Genomic DNA, 19,327 nt, shown 5'->3' with positions numbered 1-19,327 from the left:
GGCAGGTCTCAGAACGTAAATGCGTCGCCAAGCAAACGGAGGGCGTGTCCGAACGGTTTGGTGGAGGCATCGGAAGATGTGGAATTCGTCGCCAGCGAAGACACCGCCATTCGCGGATCGCCCTTTGGTGGTTTCTCGACGGGCGCGCTCGGACGCGCTTCCGCTATCGCGGTCGTCTCACGGGGCGCCTTCCTGGACTCCACCGGCATCGCTTCATCCGGCCACTTCATCGCACCCGGCAGCCCCGGTGGCAACGGAACGGCAGCGTGCCTGGCTGCGGCAATCGCGGCAGCCGGCAACGGCGGCGGACTGGCCATCGACACCTTCGGCCCGGCGCTTGCCGCCCCGGTCACGAAAATCCGTGCAGGCAGCACGAAGTTGCGCAACTGGAGAACGTCGAGCGGGCCGGCGCCCGCCTCGCTGCGCAGTTGCACCTTCAGCGGGATGCCCTGGCTCGTATCCGGCGTCCAGGTCAGCAGGTAACGTGCGTTGTCCTGTTGCGTGACCTTCGCTCGCTCGAACAGGCGCACCAGTCCGAAGCGCCCCTGCGAATCGAGCGCCGTCCGCAAGCCACCCTGCTCCGTCTGCCATTCGATATGCGACAGGTTTTCGAGCGACTGGCCGGGCCATTCGAACGACGTCCATTCCTGCTTCTGGTTGAAGTAGTGCAATTCGCGGCCGGACAACACGAATCGCATGTCGGTGACGCCCGGCGTCGGCACCGCCTGCAACTCGTAGCGCACGCGTGCATCGCCGGACGGGAACAGCACCGTCGAAATGCGCGTGAGTTTGTTCAATCCGCTCAGGAAGCCCGGATCGATCGTCAGCGCGCCGGAATCGGTGCCCTGTGCGGGCACCCAGCGGTCGCCCTGCCGCTCGATGACGCCGGCGAGCTGCGTCGTCACGAATTGTGTGATCACGCCGCCATCGGGCCGCATGAAGCGCGCCATTTCGGGCAGCGACGCGTCGTTGTCCGAATCCGCGAACGGATAACGACCGCCGAACGACTTGTTCCAGTCGGCCACGATCGCCGCGCGCCAGATCTCGTTCAGGCTCGACGCGGCCGGCTGCACGATGACCTGCCATGCCTGATCGAACGGAGCCCGGAACAGTGCGCCGAAGCCGGACCATTGCTCGCCGAGGCTCGCGGCGACCCGGCTCGCATAGTCGCGGCTGTCGGCGATGTCGGATGTCTTGCCCTGCAACACCGACTGGGCGGCCAGTCGCGCAACCGCATCCGGATCGGCGCTGGAGACGATCTGCGACGTCTTCAGGCGCATGGCCGTGATGCGCTCCAGATAGCGGGCGAGGCTCAGGTCGCCTGTCGCGGCCATTTGCGCGGCGGCGGTTTTGCCGTTGGCCGGCACGCCGGAGACGAGATCGCTGCCGGTCAGACGCAGGATCGGGCCGAACGCAGCCGCCAGCGGCGCGAGTTGCGGTTTGACCTGCTTCGACGGATCCTTTTCGTCGGCGCCGACGAGCTGCTGCGCCTTGCTGATCAGCGTGTCGGACAGCGACTGTGTGTTGGCTCCCGTTCCCGCCTGATAGACGATCGCGTTCATCAGCGCGACGAGCGGCGAACGTTGCGGATCGCCCAGCAAGGTCAATTGATCGGCCGTGGCGGAAAGCGTCGGGGCCGGTTGCCAGCGCACGCTGTTGAGGAACAGTGCCCAGGCGCGTGCATAGTCGTCGAAATAGCGTTGGCGCAGTTCGTCCTTTAGTGTCGACGAAGGCTGGCCTTCGGCCCTGGTGTCGGAAAGCACCCAGTCGCTTGCCACGTCGTGTTGCTCGCCGGCTTCGTCGACGGCCTTGGCGATCCGTTCGTCCCATGCTGCGCGCGTGAATACGCCCGGTATGGTCATGGTCGTGTTGAACAAACCGCGGCTTGTTGCGCCACCGGCCCCGGATTGGGATGCCGCGTCACCCAGCAGCGTGGCGAGCGATACCGGCGGATACTTCGGCGTCGCTTCGTCGAGGATCTGCTGGTAGACCGCGTCCCGCGAATTCTGAATGCCGCGCACACCGATCACCGTCTGGCGAGTCGCTGCGATCAAGGTGCTGTCCGGGACGATTGCCAACGCAGCCGCCGTCGATTTCGCACCGGGTCCCAGATGGTTCGTGAAGAATGTAATGGCTTGCTGCCGCAAGTCCTCCCATCTGCCCGGCGACAACGATGAATTGACAGGGCGCGCCGGCATGGACGTCGCAACGAGCTGGGGTGTCAGGAATGCAGCCACCGCGCGCTCCGGCTTCGCGAGCATCAGATAGGTCTTGAGCGTGTCGTACGCGGCCTGTACTTGCGCATCGCCGCCGCTGGCGATTTCTGCGTCGGATAGCGACGCCAGTTGATGCAATCGCGCCTCGAGCTGCCGGCGAATCGGACCGACGAGAATGCGGTTTGCCGCATCGGCATAGTGCGGCCAGAGGGCATCGAGCAATGCGTGGTCACGATTCAGGCCGAAGCGGGCACTCAGCGGTGCGCGGGTGCGCTGGTAAATTTCAAGTGTGTCGATCTGTCGTTCAAGATGGGTAAGCGTCTGCAGGGACCGTGTCGGATCCTTGGCTTCCTTGAGATTCACGACCGTATCTGCCGCACTCCCGATCGCTGCGCGGTTGACGAATCCGGACAGCATCGTGCCGGCAATCCAGCAGCCGATCACGGCTGTCGCCATCCACGCTGCCGTGGACGACAGCGAAAAGCCGACTCGGCGACCATGAACCTTGCGACAGTGATCGGCGACGGTTTGCCAGATCGTTCGATGTCGAGGATCGAGTGGCGAGTCGTCGTCGCTCGTATCGCTTGATAACGGCAGTTCGAGTTCGCGCTCCTTAAACAACGGGGCGAACAGCAGGCCGTGAACCCCATGTTTCCAGATACGGGATTGGTTAGCTTCCAGCACGAGACCCGTCAACGCAGAGTGCAGATTGCCAATATGCTGAGACAACTCGACGGGATAGCGATCGCGTGCGTCTTTGGTGAGGCGTACAACTCCCGTGCTCGCCAGATCGTAGGTGAGATCTTGCAGCGACGAATCGATACCGTCTGCGTTCAGGTGCGCGTTCGACCAGGTAAAGCCGATTGCTTCATCCGGGCTTGATGTCATGCCGCCGAAATCGGTGGCGTCGAGCAGATATGCGGGCGCCGCCCAGCGCAGGGCACGCGCGTGACGCGCCAGTTGCCGGCAAACGCCATCGACGTCGAACGGCGCGTCCGCCGAACTGCGGTTGCGTGTCACCGTCACGATCGCGTCAATCGGGCGGTAGTGGCGCAGACGGCGGATCTGATCGAGCCATTCCGTCTCGAGCGTGTCGCGGGTTTGCCTGGCGTACAGCAGGATCGTATCGCCGTTGATTACGTACCCCGTGTCGGCAAGTCCCGGTGCCAAGCGCTTCACCAGCGGCAGGTCACCGGCGACTAGCACCCATCGTTCACGATAGCGCCAACGCCAGCCGTGACGGTCACGCAGGAGATTCCGCAGCGCCGTAGCTCTGTCGACCGGCCCCGGTGGACCGCTCTGATCGTTGTGGTTGACGGACGCTGCGCGTTTTCCGGCATCGTAACGAGCAAACCAACGGGATGCTCTCAGCGAGGCAATCGAAAGCAGCACAAACTCGAAGTACTTGATCGACAGGATCACTATCAGCAAACCCACCACCAGCGAAAGCTCGATGATGATCCGGGTATCGCGCGACCATCCGTGACGGGGCCCCTCTATCCATACCGCGCTACTCAGCGCCAGAAAGACGATCAGCGCCGCGATACCTATGAAGAGGCCTGCCGGCCGAGTGTTGTTGTCGTTCTTGTTATCGTTCATGTCTGCTTTCTGCACATGAGGGCGATCAGTTCTTCACCTTCGCCACACAGCACTAGTTGCGGGTCGCCCGTTGTCCAGGCACTTTCTGCAGCAAGGGCGGCAGCCAACCACGACCCTGCGCCGGAACAGTCGCCCACCGACGTCTCGAGCGAGAGCCATCGCGTTTCGTCGGGAAACGATGCGGCTTGCCGAACTGCACCGACTCTCTCGCCGGTCAGGCCATGCGTCCACACTGTGCGCAGACGGTCGCGCGAGGTTTGTCCCCAGCGCGCGGCAAGCTCAAGCGTTCGGGCGGCGGTATCGAGCGAGCCTCTGGCGGGGCGATGCAACCGCAACCCGACTGGCATGGTCGGTGACTCAAGGCGCGGGTGTCCGACGAGCAGCGCGACACCCGCCTCTGCAACGCCATCGGACAGGACAGAACTGATTGCATCGCGAAGCTCAACGGCGACCAGCAGGTGGACCGTATTCACAGCTCGGTTGTCCAGCCAAGCGTCCGTTCGGAAGAGCGAAATCGTGTGCTCACCCGGTGTGACGTCCACCTTCAACGCAGGCACTCGTTCAGTGAGCACTTCCCGTAGCCGGGTCTCGAAAACCTCGGATTTCAGCCTCGATCGATGATGAAGCTCGATCTGAAGCGTCGTTCTCGGTGGAAGCGTATTAAGCTGCGGCAGGAGACGGTCTATCAAGCGTTCGAGCAGCCACGTACACACGGCATGATGCCGAGCATGTTCAGTGAGTTCGTTACCCGGATGAAAATGCATCTCCGGGATGTCGAGCCAACGTGCATTGACTTCACTATCCGCGACTGCGCCGCTCGGCCGAAGCTTCGCCAATTCAGTTCCCGTCAGTATTCCTTCAAGCGAGTTCTCCGAATCGTTCGCGGCGAAGCACCATGCATGGCCCAGTATCGCAAGCGGTCTGCTCGACATCGCGTGACATGCCTGCTCGGCTTCATCACTAACGCGGTTCATCGCGATCGCCTGATTGCGACCGGTGTAGCCATACGCGAGCCACGCGAATAGCAGGAAAGCCCAGACCAGGAAGGGATAACCAACGACACAGAGCCAGAACCACAGCGTATTCGTCGTGCGGTCCGTTGGCCAAAATGTGATCGTCAGTCCTGCCCCGGCCCCCATGACGAGCACCAGCAAGGGCGTCCAGACGATCATCGAGGCTCGGGGCGGAGGCGGCACATCCACACGCGGCGGTACGCGATTGAAATCGACGGGCATTGCTTACTTAACCTGAGCTCCGGTCGACGAGGCAATGAGGGCCGCCCCACACCGCGTGCGATCGCCATCGCGCGATAGCGGCGTGGTGCCATCCTTCATCCTGCCGCTGCCTTCGACGATTTCGTTGTCGCCGTGGATCGGACACGAGACTTTGTCACCCACACGGGCGGCCCGGCGACCCTTTACCTTAACGCGATCCGAGCCGGTCAGGATCTTGCCGCCGTGGCTCGTTGCGTCGCCTTCGTATGCGAGATTTTTCATTTTGCGTTTTCCATTGTTCAATATATGACACTCAATACTGAGACGATCCCGCAGATTTTCCATCGAACTTATCGCAGCCTTCTTCGCCAGTATTTCTTGACATCCGCAGCTGTCCCATATTGGAACCTTGACCCTCTACCTTTGACGTAGCCCTCGATTCCCGCCATCGCCTCATCTTCAGAAATACTCTTATTTTCTACCAGCCCGTCATTTTCATCAAAATAATAGGCGTACACTTGATAAAATCTCCCATAAGTCATCTCACCACGATTATTTATATTCCACGAAACAATTGAAAACACATTAGCTCGACCACGAAAATTCATAAAAAATATAGACTCGACAGTCGGCACGCCCCCATCAAGCGCGTATCGAGCGAATTCCGTCTTTTTACACCCATCTTTTGTAGGTCGATAGAAATTCAGAACCAGTGGATATTCGGCATTGCCGTTTTCGATAGAAATTCTCGAGTTTTTTACTAGCGCCGATGCATCGAAAACGTCGTTCTCCACCTTTTCCTCTGGGCAATTAACGACACGTTCTGCTCCATATCCGCTCAGCGCGAAAACGAACAACACTGCACTTGCCACTAGCAACTTGTAAGCAGACATTTTATGCCGCCCCTCTGAGAAGCCCAAGAATCGGAGCCACATTTTTGTATGCGACGACGCGTTCCGAATAACCAATACCGTCACCAAAACCGCGTGAACACATTCATAATCAGCGACCTCGAAAGCACCCAAAAATTACCAGAATCGATATCCGTTTTTTTACAAAATCACGCAACCATTTAGAGAACATCGAGCATGCTCACCCACAAACATCAAGCCGCCCCAGGCAAATCAGTCGCGTATCAATTTATTTTTGAGCCCCACCTTCCGCTTCAAGCGCGGCACACGTCAACCACATCTTTATTGGCCTTATGCCTCTAGAATAATTAATTTTGCACCACCCAGCCGTAACCTCTTCAACCACCGCCCCATCCCCTTCAATCAGGTATTTTTTTCTTATTTCTAATACTAGACCCGTCAAATAGATATGTCTTCGACTTCACTCTGACAGGAATGCCCTCCCCCTCACTCATCAACGAAGCAAAATGGGAATCAAGCGCTTGCCGAACATCCTTTCTGGATTGGTAAGGAAATTTCCAAACCCGCTTCTGACCGTCGGATAGCCAACTGTAACCAACCCCAAACCATTCAGTAGAGCGTTCGTCTTGATGCAAGATATCCCCGATTGGTTCAAAAACAGAAACCGAGTAAAATCTACCGGACGAATTCGACTCCATAAGCGAGTACCGAACTTCAAAAGAATGGATTACAAAGACTTTTTCTTGACGATCGCGCCCAACTCTCATCGAAAGGGCATCAACAATTTCACCAGGCGTGTCATCATAAAGCAGCCCTCTCCCCTCCGCCTCCACCGGTACATTTCCATTCGCGGCATAATATAACGAAATTCCATCAAGGCCGATTGGCGCCCCAGTTTTATTATCCAACATAGGTTTCCGAACAAAGCAAACTGCCCCAACCTTTGTATTCAATGATGGAGAAATTTGCTCACCCAGAAGATCGGAACACGCACTCTTCGCGAACACTGAGTTACTCATTAGCGCGACCGCCAGAAAAACAAAACCCCAAATCATCATTAAATCCAGATCGAACACTCCCTTAACCCGACACCACTTATTATGTCCACCAAGGGAATCCCGAGTTCATTACATATACCCTATACACATGAAGGACGCTCTTTCGTGCAATCTTGCCTTTCTCGAAAAGACATCCCTCTTATTCAATCCCATACAATTCTTTGTTAAATTTTACCGATTTCATTACCGAACATCGACTGATCGGTACTTCTCTCGAGAAATCGACTGATATGCACTTGCGCGTATTGATGCATTATTACTGCACGCAAGACTGGAGATTTTTTTATTTTCTTTATACACAACAATCCCAGCAAAAAATTCCGGACCATCGTCGACCTTGATGACTTTGTCGTACAAATAATATGTGTAGTCCAGCCGAGAAAATCGAATATGAGTCTCCCCACCCCCTGCATACGGCGTATTTGACAAGAAGAATACATTCCTCTTATTTTTCTTATCCGAAATCTGCAAATTTATCTTCCCATCAACCCCATTTCGATAGATCAGGGCGCCATTCTCAGTTGATTGACAAAGCGATGAAACAGAGGCTTTAAGTTCGCAATTGAAGACTGCTGCCTCTCCCGTGCGGCACAACCCTTCTGCATGCGCAGCCGCCACCGAAACAAGACCCATGATCGAAGCCGTGACTACTTTATAGACATCCATGAGTTACTCCGTCGAAAGACCCAAGAGAGGCGCCACCTTATTGTAGCGGCTGAGCCGATCATCATATCCAGTCTGCCCGCCATTTACGATCTGCGTCACGTCGCGAACCGTCCCATTATCGGAGATCGAGTTTAGATTTTTCTTTGCCCAGAAAGTGAAGGCAGACTCGACCGCATATTCCAATTGAGACGCGACAAGATCGGGATTTTTGACGAAGTCTTGCTGATCATCAGGAGATCGTCGGTTATGCTCGTTTTGAAATGACTCGTAGCCAACCTTGCCGGTAACTTGTATGAACCCGCGCCCACGATATTTATATCCATCACCACTATCCTCGTCGCCATTATCCAATCTGTCCGCGTACACATAATTTGCGAGACGCTCTGGGTTATGAGCGTAATATGCTTCGTCACTCCAAAGCTTTTCTCGCAGACGACCATGCTTACAATCGTCACATTTTTCATCATAATTCTTCTTCCCACCCTTACATCCGAACATTTTTCGCATGCCCGCGGGCTTGTAACTCAACCCTTCTTCGGTGGCTCGCAAATGGCTCTCGTGTGCTGATTGCGAAAGAAAATGCCCAATTCTTTTTGGTTTATTAATTTTATATATCAAGGCATATTTATTCAGGTAAGGCAAAATACTTTGGTGGTATTCGATCGAATTCGATGGCTCGACCGCCATCAGCATAGCGAGCGTGATCAACTGACTTCCAAATTGGAAATTTGCGGCTAATCCAATGGGGTGGATGTGAAAAACATTCGCCCGAGGGAAAACCGGGATGCCGGCCTGCACATCATCCCACCACGCCAACTTCTCAATTCGCTTCTGTTCTTCCTCATGCTGCAGCCTCGGCCCCGTCTGCTTTTCCAACTCGGTGATCAGTTGCTTCCATTTCGACGGATTAGCCCACTCGCTCTCGTGTTTCACGATCAGCCGAGACGCAGCCTGCATCAACCAGGGATGTCCTCCACGCTCGATCCGCGACAGCGCGCATAGCTCATCAGCTGCATGCTTACCAACGCCCTTGGTAAACAGCGCGTCATACACCTTAAGCATCAACGGACTGAGCTTCGAACGCGAAGCAAGGTCGTCAACATTGGCGCCGCTCGCATAATCAACCCACGCCTGCGTTGTCGCAAAGATCGTATGCGCCGGATCATGGGTATCTGCCAGGCACTCGAAATCAATCCACTTCTGTGCGAATTCTCGGGTCACCTGGCCGCCCGCGTGGTTGAAGTCGCACACCCAACCGTCAATCGGTTGACCTTGTGCATTCACACCGTCAACGTGCCACCAGTTCACCGGATAACCCGGATCCGGATTCGGACGCGGCTCGGCAACTCGTCGATCCGGGTCACGCGCCAGTTCGGCAAGCGAATACACCTGAACGGCATCCGTCTTTCTCAACTGTGGGTCAACACCAGGGACAAATTTTTTCTTGTCTTGAGTACGTTGATACAGCACCGTACCCGGCGCGATCCGCAGGATCGTCGGCTCGGATGGCAGGCCCAGTGCAGTCCAGTCCTCCTTGTTCGGACTGTGTTGATTGACCCATGCACGCCCCTTTTCGAGAAACGACTGGACGCTGTCATCGCAGAAGACTTCGATGTGTGCCATTCGGGTTCCCGAACTACACTGGTTCAGCGAGTCGTAGCGCCCCAAATGCCCAATCAGGTCTCCTGCCTTGACTGGAATGCCGGACGCATCACCCGGTGCACCTTGGCCAGTCGTCACGACAACCCGATCAAATATAGAGTCCTCGACAGTCTCTTCGGCGACCGGACCACCGTTTTCCTGGCCGAGAAAGACCCACTTGCCGATCGCACTCGACGGCTCGACATATTCACCTGCTTTCTGTGGATACGGTGATGTCCCACGAAGATCCGTCAACTGCCCCCACGGCTTTCCGTTCTTCGTCTCAATCTTCCCGATGCCGACGTTGGCTCCTTGCGGCAGAATCGCGATGGGGCTACCGCCCGGAGTCTTGCGAACACGTAGCCCCTGCTGTGCCGGATCGGGAGCCTGCCCGCTTCGGCCAGACGCTTGCTTGTCCTGCGCATATTGCGTCACCAGCCATTGCCGCGGCCAATACGACGGCTTTTCCCGCTTTGGGAAGTTTGCGTAGTCTTCCCATGACATCAGGTGCATGTATAGGCTGTAAAACGTCAGCTTCGTGTCCCGTGGGAACTCCATCGTGTGCCGCACCAGCGCAAAGGCCGTGCTATACGGTGCCTCGTACGGCGATCCACCATCTGCCGTTGCAACCTCGCTGACTGGATAGGCCTTATTGGCGCGAAACGCGATCAACACGCCATCGGCGATGCACCGCAATCCTCCGTCGAGGTCCAGCGACTGCCCAGCACCAGCCTCCGTGATATGAATGCCGCCATGCCACATGCCGTTACTGCTCGCGAGATAGGTACCGGACGACTCACGCTCGGCCAGCAACCGATAAATGTCATGCTCGTTGGTGAATCGAGTGGATGCCTCGGACTCCCCCTGCCCTTTGCGCAAAAACGGAAACGCGAACGACAATTGCTGCAAACCGGCTTTGGCAGGCTGCTGCGGCGTCGGTGATTTCTTCGGTGCGGCTTTGGTCGCCATGGTCGGGCTTACTCCGAAAATCCGAAATTCAATGTGTTCTTCACATCGTTGAGCGGCACCGTGGACCAGGTCGGAAATTTGAAACTACCGCCGGCGGCGTCGTTAACGATCAGGTTGCCTTTCAATTCGATCTCGCCCGCAGGACTCCCGAGAATGATCTTTCCGCCTGCCAGCTTGATATAAGCGCCCGCGCCGTCACCAATCGTGACGCCCTTTCGACCCGTTATCGTGACTTCTCCGTCCGACGAGCTCATCAGCATGTCCTGCATCGCCATCAGCTCCATGCCGTCGCCTTGTGCCTGAATCTGTACCTTGCCCTTTGCCGCGAAGAGCCGGATTCCGAACTTTGCTGCGAGGAACGACATCGCTTCGCTGGCCGCCACCGTGATGCGTTTCATCACGCCGATGTCGAGCCCTTCACCGGCCGTAACAAACATCTGTTTGCGCGCAGCGATCTGAACGTGCTGCCCACTGGCGATGCCAACACCTTCTGGAGCACTCGCAACAATGACTGGCTTCTGGAGGCGGCTAAGCTTTTGCTCGATCAGCACACGTTGCTGGTTAGCCTCAGCCTGTAGTGCCTTGGCCGCGTTCGCGGCGTCATTGAGCGAACGCAGAATCTCTTTGGCCTGCGCGAACGTCGCGTCCGCACTCTGCATGGCAAGCTGCTCGCCGGCCGCGCCTGGCTGTGCCTCGGCCGATACGAGCACCCCGTCTGCCGCCCTGATCGACGCGTGTCCATCGGTGGCAAGTTCGGCACCCTTTCCGCGCGCTTTGCGATCGATATCCACCATGAAGCCGAGATTCAGTTGGCTCGCGCGGAACGGCGTGATCAGATGGACGTGTTCGTTGCTTTCCTTATCCTCCATCCGCAACTCATTCTGAGCGGCGGTACGAATCAGGTTCCGCGTATGGTTCAGGTTGTTGACCAGATCCGGATGCACGCTGTCGTGCATCGCCCCGATGATCACCGGCCGATTCGGATCGCCGTCCGTATGGACAATGGCCACTTCCGCGCCATCGATCAGCGGAAAGTGATGTCCATAGTTGTCGCCGCTATACGGCTTCGCAAACCGCACCGGGCGGCTCGTCCCACCCGGGCTCCATTCATCGAGATCGAACGGCAGCTTGATCACGTACCAGCCCTGCTCGGTCAGATACGCATACTTGTAATTGCCCGGCGACGTAATCCGTGCAGGCAAGATCCCGTCGACCACCGGCCGCGAAACCGACGCCATAGGCGTGCGCCATACCCGATCCGACGGAATCCCCTCGAACGCCACCCAATACGCCTCACTGCGCCCGCCGTGCGACTCGACCGACGTCACGAAAATCCCGTGCTTCGCATCGACCGGATTCGGCTCGACCCGCATCACCTCGCCGGCTTCGAGCCAGAACGGATTGCCCGTCCCCTTGAAGATGATCTGTCCGGCCAGATAAGCCTCGTGCCGCAACCGAGCCACGCGCTTGCCTTCCTCCGGCGTCTCGTAGTGCTCGCCCCAGCGATAATCGACTGCGTTCGTCGTCTTGTCGTCACGCGCGACGTTTTCCTCGACCAGTAGCGACACCCCGGCCTGCCGATGGTTGTAGTCATGCAATCGCACCGTTTCCGGCACACGCTGCATTTCACGCCCAAGCGTCTTGATCGCATCGGCCCCGACGCTCTCCAGCCCCGAATCGCGACGATAGGGAACCGTGCGCTGCTTGCGCGAATAGGCATCCAGATCGTCGCCGAACACGACCACCGCGCAATCCTTCTTCTGTTCCCACCGGAACCAAATCCCAGCCTCGGCGCAAATCCGCCGGATGAATGCGAACGTGGTCTCGCGATACTGCGTCACGTACTCGCGACGCTTGTACTCGCGTCGCAACCGGAACTGAAAATCGACGCCCGCGCGATACCCGTAATGCCGCAACGTGTCGGTCACGATCTCTTCGACCGACTGCTTCTGAAACAGCCGGCTGGTCACCCCGCGATCGAGATCGGCCAACGTCGGCTCCAGCACGACCCGATAGCGCGTCTCGTCAGCCGACGTCCCGAGCTCATCGAACCGGGTGATGATCCCGTGAACCGTATATGCCGGCGGCTTCGTGCTGAATTGTCCGGCGTTCTCCCCGAACATCTTCTGCAGATACCCCATGTCCGGATCGACCGGATCGACGATGAACTTTGCCGGACGCCCCAGCACCTGATCCATCGGAATGCCCGCGACCGGGCTCGTGAATTCGATCTCATACCGGTACAGCTGACTGATCCGGTCCAGCCCAGTGAAAGTCAGGATCGAGAACGGCGCCGGTTGCGGCGCCAGTTTCAATTCATAAGCCTGCGAAGGCAGAAGCATCGACATGGAGTCTCTCGGTTGCGCGAACATGCGGCACGCCGGGGCGATTTTCGCCACCCCGGGCGCCTCATGGAACTAACGCCTGATCAGTTCTTGGCCTTCGGCATCTGCGACACGAGCGACAGCCCGATGTCCATCCCTTCGACCTGGAAGTGCGGCACGATGAACAGCTTGATCCGGAAGAAGCCAGGGTTGTCGTCGATATCCTCGACCGTCACCTTCGCGTCGCGCAGCGGGTGCGATGCCTGCAACTCGTCACCCGGATCCTTCATCTCGGTCACGAGCCCCTTGATCCAGCCGTTCAGCTCGAGTTCGAGCAGACGGCGATCCTTGGTCGTGCCGATGTTTTCGCGCTGGATCAGCTTCAGGTGGTGCGCGATGCGCGACAGCAGGAAGATGTACGGCAGCCGCGCGTTGATGCGGCTGTTCGCCGTGGCTTCCTTCGTCTCGTACAGCGCAGGCTTCTGCGTCGAGCTCGCGGAGAAGAAGCATGCGAAGTCGTGGTTCTTGTAGAACGACAACGGAATGAAGCCGAGATTCGCGAACTCGAATTCGCGCGTCTCCGGGATCAGCACTTCCGTCGGAATCTTCGGCTGATAACCGGTGCCGAGGTCGTACAGGTGAACCGGCAGATCCTCGACCTTGCCACCCGCCTGTGGCCCGCGAATCTGCACGCACCAGCCGTTGCTCACGAAGCTGCGCACCATGTTCGCCGCGAACGCAAACGATGCGTTCACCCACAGGTATTTGTTGTGATCGGGGCCCTTGACCGCTTCCTCGTAGTTGAACGCCCGCACCGGCGCCGTATCCTTGCCGTACGGCAGCCGGCCGAGCACGCGCGGCATCGTCAGGCCGACGTAGCGCGCGTCGTCGGTATCGCGGAAGCTCTTCCACTTGATGTATTCGGCGCGATCGAAGTAATTGCCGATGTCCTGGATCGCCGCCACTTCCTCCATCGACTGCTTGCCGAAGAACGCCGGCCCGACCGAGCCGATGAACGGCATGTGCGCGGCGGCGGCGACCTTCGAGATGTTCCGCAGCAGCGCAACATCCATCGGCGAATTTGCAAACTCGAAGTCGCTGATCATCGCGCTGATCGGCTGGCCACCCGGCGTGTCGTATTCCTCGATGTACGTCAGGCGATACAGGCCGCTCTGGATCAGTTCAGGCGTGTCCTCGAAGTCGCGCTGCAGCGCATCCTTCGACACGTCCAGCACCTCGATTCGCGCGTTCTTGCGGAAATCGGTACGGCTCACGAGCATCTTCAGGCCGCGCCAGCGTGCTTCGAGCGCCTGGAATTCCGGCCCATGCATCACCGCGTCGAGCTGGCGGCCGATCTGCCGGTCGATCTGGCCGATATGGAAGTCGAGCAGAGACTTGTCCAGCCGGTCGACCGGCTGGCTCGCCTTCGCGACGAGTTCGAGGAACGCGCCCATCCCGCGCGCGATGCGCTCGTCGGCCGACGCCTCGGACAGCATGTCGTTGTCGCGGAACGCCTCGAGCGGGCGCGCTTCGTTGACGGGCTTCAGGTTGATCTTGCTGCACAGCGATGCATAGACGCTGTCGATATCCCCGTGCGGGGCGTCCAGCACGACGGTCTCGGTCGCGCCGGCGTGCTGCGTTTCAGTGGGTTTCATCTCGAGTCCTGTCTGCGATCGAATCGCTACGATGTTGCGGAATGCGCTGAACGCGCGCTTTGCCCAGCGTCGCTCACGCATGCCCTTCCGGCTGCGTCGCGGCGGTCGCGATCTGCGCGAGTTCGCCACGAAGCTTCGCGGACAGGCGGTCGTCCTTCAGCACCTTCTCGAACTCGCGACGGAACGTGCCGTTGTCGAGCAGGTTCGACTTGAGGTCGCGCAACAGATTGCGCATCGCGAGCAGCGCCTGAAGCTCCGGAATCTGGCGCGCCACCTGCTCGGGCTCGAAATCCTTGATCGACCGGAACGACAGGTTGACGGGCAACTCCGAACCATCGCCGGCCAGCGTGTTGTCCGCAGCGATCTTGAGATCCGGTGCGTAGTCGGCCAGTACGGCATCGAAGTTGTTCTTGTCGATGTTCACTTTCTTCCGCTCGGCCAGCGGCGCCTGCTCGCGGCCGGCGCTGAAGTCGCCCGCCACCAGCAGCTTCAGCGGCAGCTCGACCTTCTTTTGCGCCCCGCCCGTATGCAGATCAAGGGTGATCGACACCCGGCTCTTCGGGATCTCTCGCTGAAAGCTATCCAATTCGTTCTCCTTATCTAAGGAAGCTTGAAGACTCCGCGATGCGCACCCGCAACCGCCGGTGCACTGTCGTGCACGTCACCTTTGCTGAACCCCGCAACACGTATTGACGGACGACCGAATCGGATATTCGCGGCACGACATCCGATTCAGGCGGCAAAAAATATCACGCCCTTTCACATGAAGTAAACCACCAAAATCAAAAAACGATCACTAACCGCGCGCGGAATTTCCGGAATAAGACTAGTCCAAATACGAAATCCAGCCCCCACCCCACCGGGCCGAGACCAGCCCAAACAGGCAACCAGTCTCAAATAATAAAACATGCCACGCAAGCGATTGATGTTTATGAAAAAATACCAACCACACCGATCACATTCATCTCAATAAAACAGCTCACCCATAACCCGCGCGCGCAAAACATTCACCCACCCAAAAAATCTCAAAATTAATCACCCTCTTGTCTCAATATAAACGACACATTCTTTAAAGAATCGCAAAATCACGGGGTATACGAAATCAGGAAATGCTGTATAGAATCGGCGCCTCATAATTCCTAATCGATATAGACCACACCATGCGGATCGAAAAGCCGCTCTGGCATGAAGGGCTGATTCTTACGCAGCAGCATTTCCAGCAGCAGGACCGCTGGAACGGGTTCGCGCTGCAACAACTGGCGTCGGCCATCGCCGTATCGCCATGGGGAACGCTGAACATCGACGTCGACGAAGAAGCACTGGCCTCCGGCCGCCTGAAGCTCACGCGGCTGCAACTGCGCTTCCCGGATGGCACGCCGCTAGACACGACCATCGCAGACGCATTGCCGCCCGCTCGCGACCTCGTCGGCGAAATTCCTGCCGATACCCAGACCGTCGAGGTGCTCGCCGCACTCGCGCTGCCCGATGCGAACGGCAGCAACTGCCGTTTCGACGAAACGGCGCTGGCCCGCCCGCGTCGCGCGTACCGCGAATTCGTGAAGGTGACGGACCTGAACGGCACGGCGGAAACCGAAATCGCCGCCGAGCGCCACGCGGTCCGGTTGCTGTACGGCTATGAATCGCACGCGGACGATACGGCATGCGCGATTGCCCGCCTGACGCGCACGACGAGCGGTCAGTTCCAGATCGATCGCGGCTATGTGCCACCCTGTCTGTCGCTGTCGGGTCATGCACTGCATATCGAGCGCATCCGGCGGCTTGCGGATATCCTCGCCGCCAAAAGCGCGCTCCTCGGCGCGCGTCGCAGCGAGCGGATCGAGCAGGTGGCCGAATACGGCGTCGCCGACGTCCAGCTCTTCTGGCTCCTGCACTGCATTCATCAAGCGTGGCCGCAATTGCGCTTCCTCGCGTCGCATCCGGCGCAGCCCACGGATCGCCTGTACCAGGTACTCGCCCAGTTGGCAGGATCGCTGACCACGTTTTCGACGCGCGTGTCGCTGACCGACATTCCGCCCTACGACCATGCCGGTGCACATGAGGTCTTCGCGACGCTCGAATCGCTGATCCGCGATCTGCTGGACGCGATCATCCCGTCGCGCGTCTTGTCGATCGGGCTTTCGCACACGACACCGACAACCTGGGCCGGCCAGTTCCGTGACGAGCGCATCATCGAAGGCTCAGCGGACTGGTACCTGTCCGTCAACGCCGCGCTGCCGGCATTCGAGCTCGTCGAACAGTTTCCGCGCCTGTGCAAGATCGGCGCGCCGGACGACGTCGAGCACATCGTCAATTCCGCGGTGGCCGGCATTCCGCTCAAGGCGGTGCAGCGAGTGCCGGGCGCCATTCCGGTCCGGCTGGACAACCACTATTTCGCGCTCGATGCGCATGACGCCGCTCATGCGCGGATGCTCGCCGCACGCGCGTGCCAGATCTACCTGCCCGCGTCGATTCCGGACGCGTCGATCGAACTCTATGCGGTGCTGCGCTGATGAATGCCATCGTCTCCACTCGTCACGAATCCGCGCTGCTGGCGCGGGAGCCATCGTCCGGCCGCTCGCCCCGGCCTTCGATGCGGGCGCTGCTGCGCGATACCGCGCTGCTCGTTACCCACCTGTCGAACGGTGGGCAGATCGACAGCCAGGAGAACCTGCGTCAGCAGTGCATCAGGCTCATCGCGCAGTTCGCGACGGCACTCGATGCGCAAGGGATCGCCGCCGATATCCGGGACGACGCCGTCCTCGCCCAATGCGGGCTGATCGATGAAGCGGCATTGCGTTACCTTCCCGCGTCGGACAAGGGGAACTGGGAGTCCCGACCGCTGCAGGTCGAGCGCTTCGGCACTCACGACGCGGGAACCCGCATCTACGAGCGCCTCGATCACCGGATGCGCGAACCCGCCCCGAACGTCGACCTGCTCGAATGCTATGCGGCCGTGCTCGGCCTCGGGTTCCGCGGCCGTTACGCTGCCCGTTCGGGCCTCTCGGCGGAAGCCCACGACGGCGAAGCGAAACGTCAGGCCGTGATCGCTGCGTTGGTCACTCAGATCGATCAGTTGCGACCGGTCGCGCAGCCGGGGTTCGTCACCGACCGCTCGAACGCGCGGCTGATCGATCGGCTCAGACGCCTGTCGCCGTGGGCGATTGCGGGGACGGCATGCGTGATCGCGATATGCGTGTGGTTCGCGTGGGATCGCATCCTCGACGCGGAACTGGCACAACTCGTCCAGAAAGCGAAGCGGCCGTGACTTCCGATACTGTTCTCCCGCCGGCGGCAACACGCGCCGACTCCGATGCCGCCCGCGCGGCCCTGTCGGGCCTCGGCTACCCGCTGCGCACGGTCGTGATGATATCAGCCGCATTGGCCCTTGCCGTCATCGGATGGGTTTTGCCCGTCGACCGCGGCGTCATGTGGGGATGGGGTGCGATCGTCGTCGCGCTTTCTGCGCTGATCGTCTGGTTGCGTTCGCGCAGGTTGACGCATGCTCGCGAACGGAACGTGCACGTGCTTGGGCAACTCGGCGCGGCGACCGCCGACCTGCCCGTCGCGCTGCGCACCAGGATGCCGCTCGCCCTCGTCACCGGGGACAGCCTGCCCGCCCTGTTCGATCGCGACGCAACCCGGTCGCGTTTCGTCCACGTCGGCGACGGCGCCATCTGGTTGCGGGCCGATCGCCCCCAGGATCTTCCCCGTCTCGCCGTCGCCGTCCGCCAGTGGCGGGACGGTCATGCGCCCGATTGCGTCGTGTTGTCGGTCGCGCCGGGACTTCATGCGAACGACGATGTGGTGTCGCAAACGCTGCGCGTCATCCGGCAGGCGGTTGCAGACACGTCGCGCCTGCTTGGCGCATCGCTGCCGGGCTACGTCGCGATCTATCAGCGGCTCTCCGATTCAGCCGTTTCAGCGGGGCCTGCGCCCCAGTGGTATGGCGTATCGGCAGGCTCGCCGATCGCGGACACGCACCGTTTCGACTCCGCGATCGACGCAGCCGAATCCGATGCCCTCCATGCCGACGGAAGCCACTCAGTCGCGGCACGCGCCGCCGGCATCGGAGCAATAATCGGATGGACTCGCCGAATCGTGTTCGACACGCTGACGGACCGACGCCAGCCTGCGACGCCCTGGCCGTTGTTCGGCGCCGGCTGGATCGACCATGGCCCCGCGACGGGCCCCGGCAAGCCATGGGAACGTGAAGTCCGATCTCGCACCGGCATCGCACCAGCCGCGCTACCTGCATCGCCTTCTCCATGGCCGCTGCCGCAGCCGCTGATCGATGCGATGCCGCGCCGGTCGTGGCGATCACCACGCATCACCGCAGTCGCGCATGTCGTTGCGATCGCTGCCTGCGCGGCCATCGCCGCCGTCAGCGGCGCCGCGAAAAACAACGAAACGCTGATGACCCGAATCGGCGAACACGTCGAGCGCTACAACCGCCTCCCCGCTGCGCAAGACGCCGCGAAGTGCGCCGCACTCAAATTCCTTTCGTCGGACCGCGACGAACTCGACCGGTATGCCCGCATCGGCGTTCCACTCCGACTGTCGTTCGGCATGTATCGCGGCGCTCGACTGCTGCCGATGCTCAACGACGCGATCGCCTCCTACGAACCGCCCGCGCCGCCGCCCGCCGTCGTCACGCTGGACACCATGTCGCTGTTCGACAGCGGCAAAGCGCAGCTGAAGCCGGGTACCACGCGCGCGATGGTCGATGCGCTTGAACTGATCAAGGCGCATCCCGGCAAGCGCGTGCTTGTCGCCGGTTATGCGGACGATCAGGGCCGCCCCGACCGCAACCTGAAGCTGTCGATCGACCGCGCGACCGCCGTGCGCGACTGGCTCGTCGATGCATCGGGCTTGCCGACGACGCAATTCGCGATTCAGGGCTATGGCGATACGCGACCGGTGGCGGACAACGCGACACCCGAAGGGCGGGCGAAGAATCGTCGGGTCGAAATCACGCTGGTGCCCGATATCCCGGCGCCGTCCGCTTCGATCCGCACCGCGATGTAACACGCGTTTTGGTTCCCGGGGCATCCGCCCCGGGTTTATCAGCGCCGGGCTCCGGTTCCGGCGATTCGCAGTACGAAGAAGAAGGAGT

At 59.6% G+C, this 19,327-nt stretch carries 13 protein-coding genes; 3 read left to right on the top strand and 10 right to left on the bottom strand.

The window, feature by feature from the left end; all coding sequences use genetic code 11:
* Positions 1-8: 8 nt before the first annotated feature.
* The 10 genes from ABIC51_RS16570 to tssB form a co-directional block, all read right to left on the bottom strand.
* The gene (locus tag ABIC51_RS16570) at positions 9-3,815 is read right to left on the bottom strand and encodes an ImcF-related family protein (RefSeq protein ID WP_124917986.1); all 3,807 of its coding nucleotides are present in this window, start codon (positions 3,813-3,815) and stop codon (positions 9-11) included.
* The gene (locus ABIC51_RS16565) at positions 3,812-5,050 is read right to left on the bottom strand and encodes a KPHS_23130 family T6SS system protein (protein WP_111939161.1); all 1,239 of its coding nucleotides are present in this window, start codon (positions 5,048-5,050) and stop codon (positions 3,812-3,814) included. Before ABIC51_RS16565 ends, ABIC51_RS16570 begins: the two co-directional genes overlap by 4 nt.
* Before the next feature lie 3 nt (positions 5,051-5,053).
* A complete protein-coding gene (locus ABIC51_RS16560; protein ID WP_124917988.1) occupies positions 5,054-5,311 on the bottom strand; it encodes a PAAR domain-containing protein in 258 nt (85 codons plus the stop codon).
* 68 nt (positions 5,312-5,379) lie between these two features.
* Complete coding sequence (locus ABIC51_RS16555) at positions 5,380-5,922, bottom strand: hypothetical protein (protein ID WP_175898112.1); 543 nt, start codon at positions 5,920-5,922, stop codon at positions 5,380-5,382.
* A 377-nt stretch (positions 5,923-6,299) separates the two neighbouring features.
* Positions 6,300-6,977, bottom strand: a complete 678-nt coding sequence (locus ABIC51_RS16550) for a hypothetical protein (RefSeq protein ID WP_175862722.1) — start codon at positions 6,975-6,977, stop codon at positions 6,300-6,302.
* Positions 6,978-7,142: 165 nt separating this feature from the next.
* Complete coding sequence (locus ABIC51_RS16545; protein ID WP_175862721.1) at positions 7,143-7,625, bottom strand: hypothetical protein; 483 nt, start codon at positions 7,623-7,625, stop codon at positions 7,143-7,145.
* Between the two features lie 3 nt (positions 7,626-7,628).
* Positions 7,629-10,235, bottom strand: coding sequence for a glycoside hydrolase family 19 protein (locus tag ABIC51_RS16540; protein ID WP_175898113.1), 2,607 nt, complete (start codon positions 10,233-10,235; stop codon positions 7,629-7,631).
* An 8-nt stretch (positions 10,236-10,243) separates the two neighbouring features.
* The gene (locus tag ABIC51_RS16535; RefSeq protein WP_175898114.1) at positions 10,244-12,583 is read right to left on the bottom strand and encodes a type VI secretion system Vgr family protein; all 2,340 of its coding nucleotides are present in this window, start codon (positions 12,581-12,583) and stop codon (positions 10,244-10,246) included.
* Positions 12,584-12,663: 80 nt separating this feature from the next.
* Positions 12,664-14,214 (bottom strand): type VI secretion system contractile sheath large subunit, encoded by a 1,551-nt coding sequence (gene tssC / locus ABIC51_RS16530; protein WP_175898115.1) that lies wholly within the window; start codon positions 14,212-14,214, stop codon positions 12,664-12,666.
* A gap of 73 nt (positions 14,215-14,287) precedes the next feature.
* Positions 14,288-14,800, bottom strand: coding sequence for a type VI secretion system contractile sheath small subunit (gene tssB / locus ABIC51_RS16525; protein ID WP_034185094.1), 513 nt, complete (start codon positions 14,798-14,800; stop codon positions 14,288-14,290).
* Positions 14,801-15,374: 574 nt separating this feature from the next.
* Here tssB and tssK point away from each other — a divergent pair.
* From tssK to ABIC51_RS16510, 3 genes are read left to right on the top strand one after another with little or no spacing between them, the layout of a single operon-like run.
* Entirely contained in the window at positions 15,375-16,724 is a 1,350-nt protein-coding gene (gene tssK, locus ABIC51_RS16520; protein ID WP_175898116.1) for a type VI secretion system baseplate subunit TssK, read from the top strand.
* Positions 16,724-17,479 (top strand): DotU family type IV/VI secretion system protein, encoded by a 756-nt coding sequence (locus ABIC51_RS16515; RefSeq protein WP_175829253.1) that lies wholly within the window; start codon positions 16,724-16,726, stop codon positions 17,477-17,479. The genes tssK and ABIC51_RS16515 overlap by 1 nt, the downstream gene beginning before the upstream one ends.
* Positions 17,389-19,239 (top strand): OmpA family protein, encoded by a 1,851-nt coding sequence (locus tag ABIC51_RS16510; protein WP_404841753.1) that lies wholly within the window; start codon positions 17,389-17,391, stop codon positions 19,237-19,239. Before ABIC51_RS16515 ends, ABIC51_RS16510 begins: the two co-directional genes overlap by 91 nt.
* The last annotated feature ends 88 nt before the right edge of the window (positions 19,240-19,327 follow it).

It is taken from the genome of Burkholderia sp. 572, assembly GCF_040545135.1.
Lineage (GTDB): Bacteria > Pseudomonadota > Gammaproteobacteria > Burkholderiales > Burkholderiaceae > Burkholderia > Burkholderia cepacia.
The sequence above is the reverse complement of the archived record's forward strand: the minus strand, read 5'-3'. Positions and strand labels throughout refer to the sequence as shown.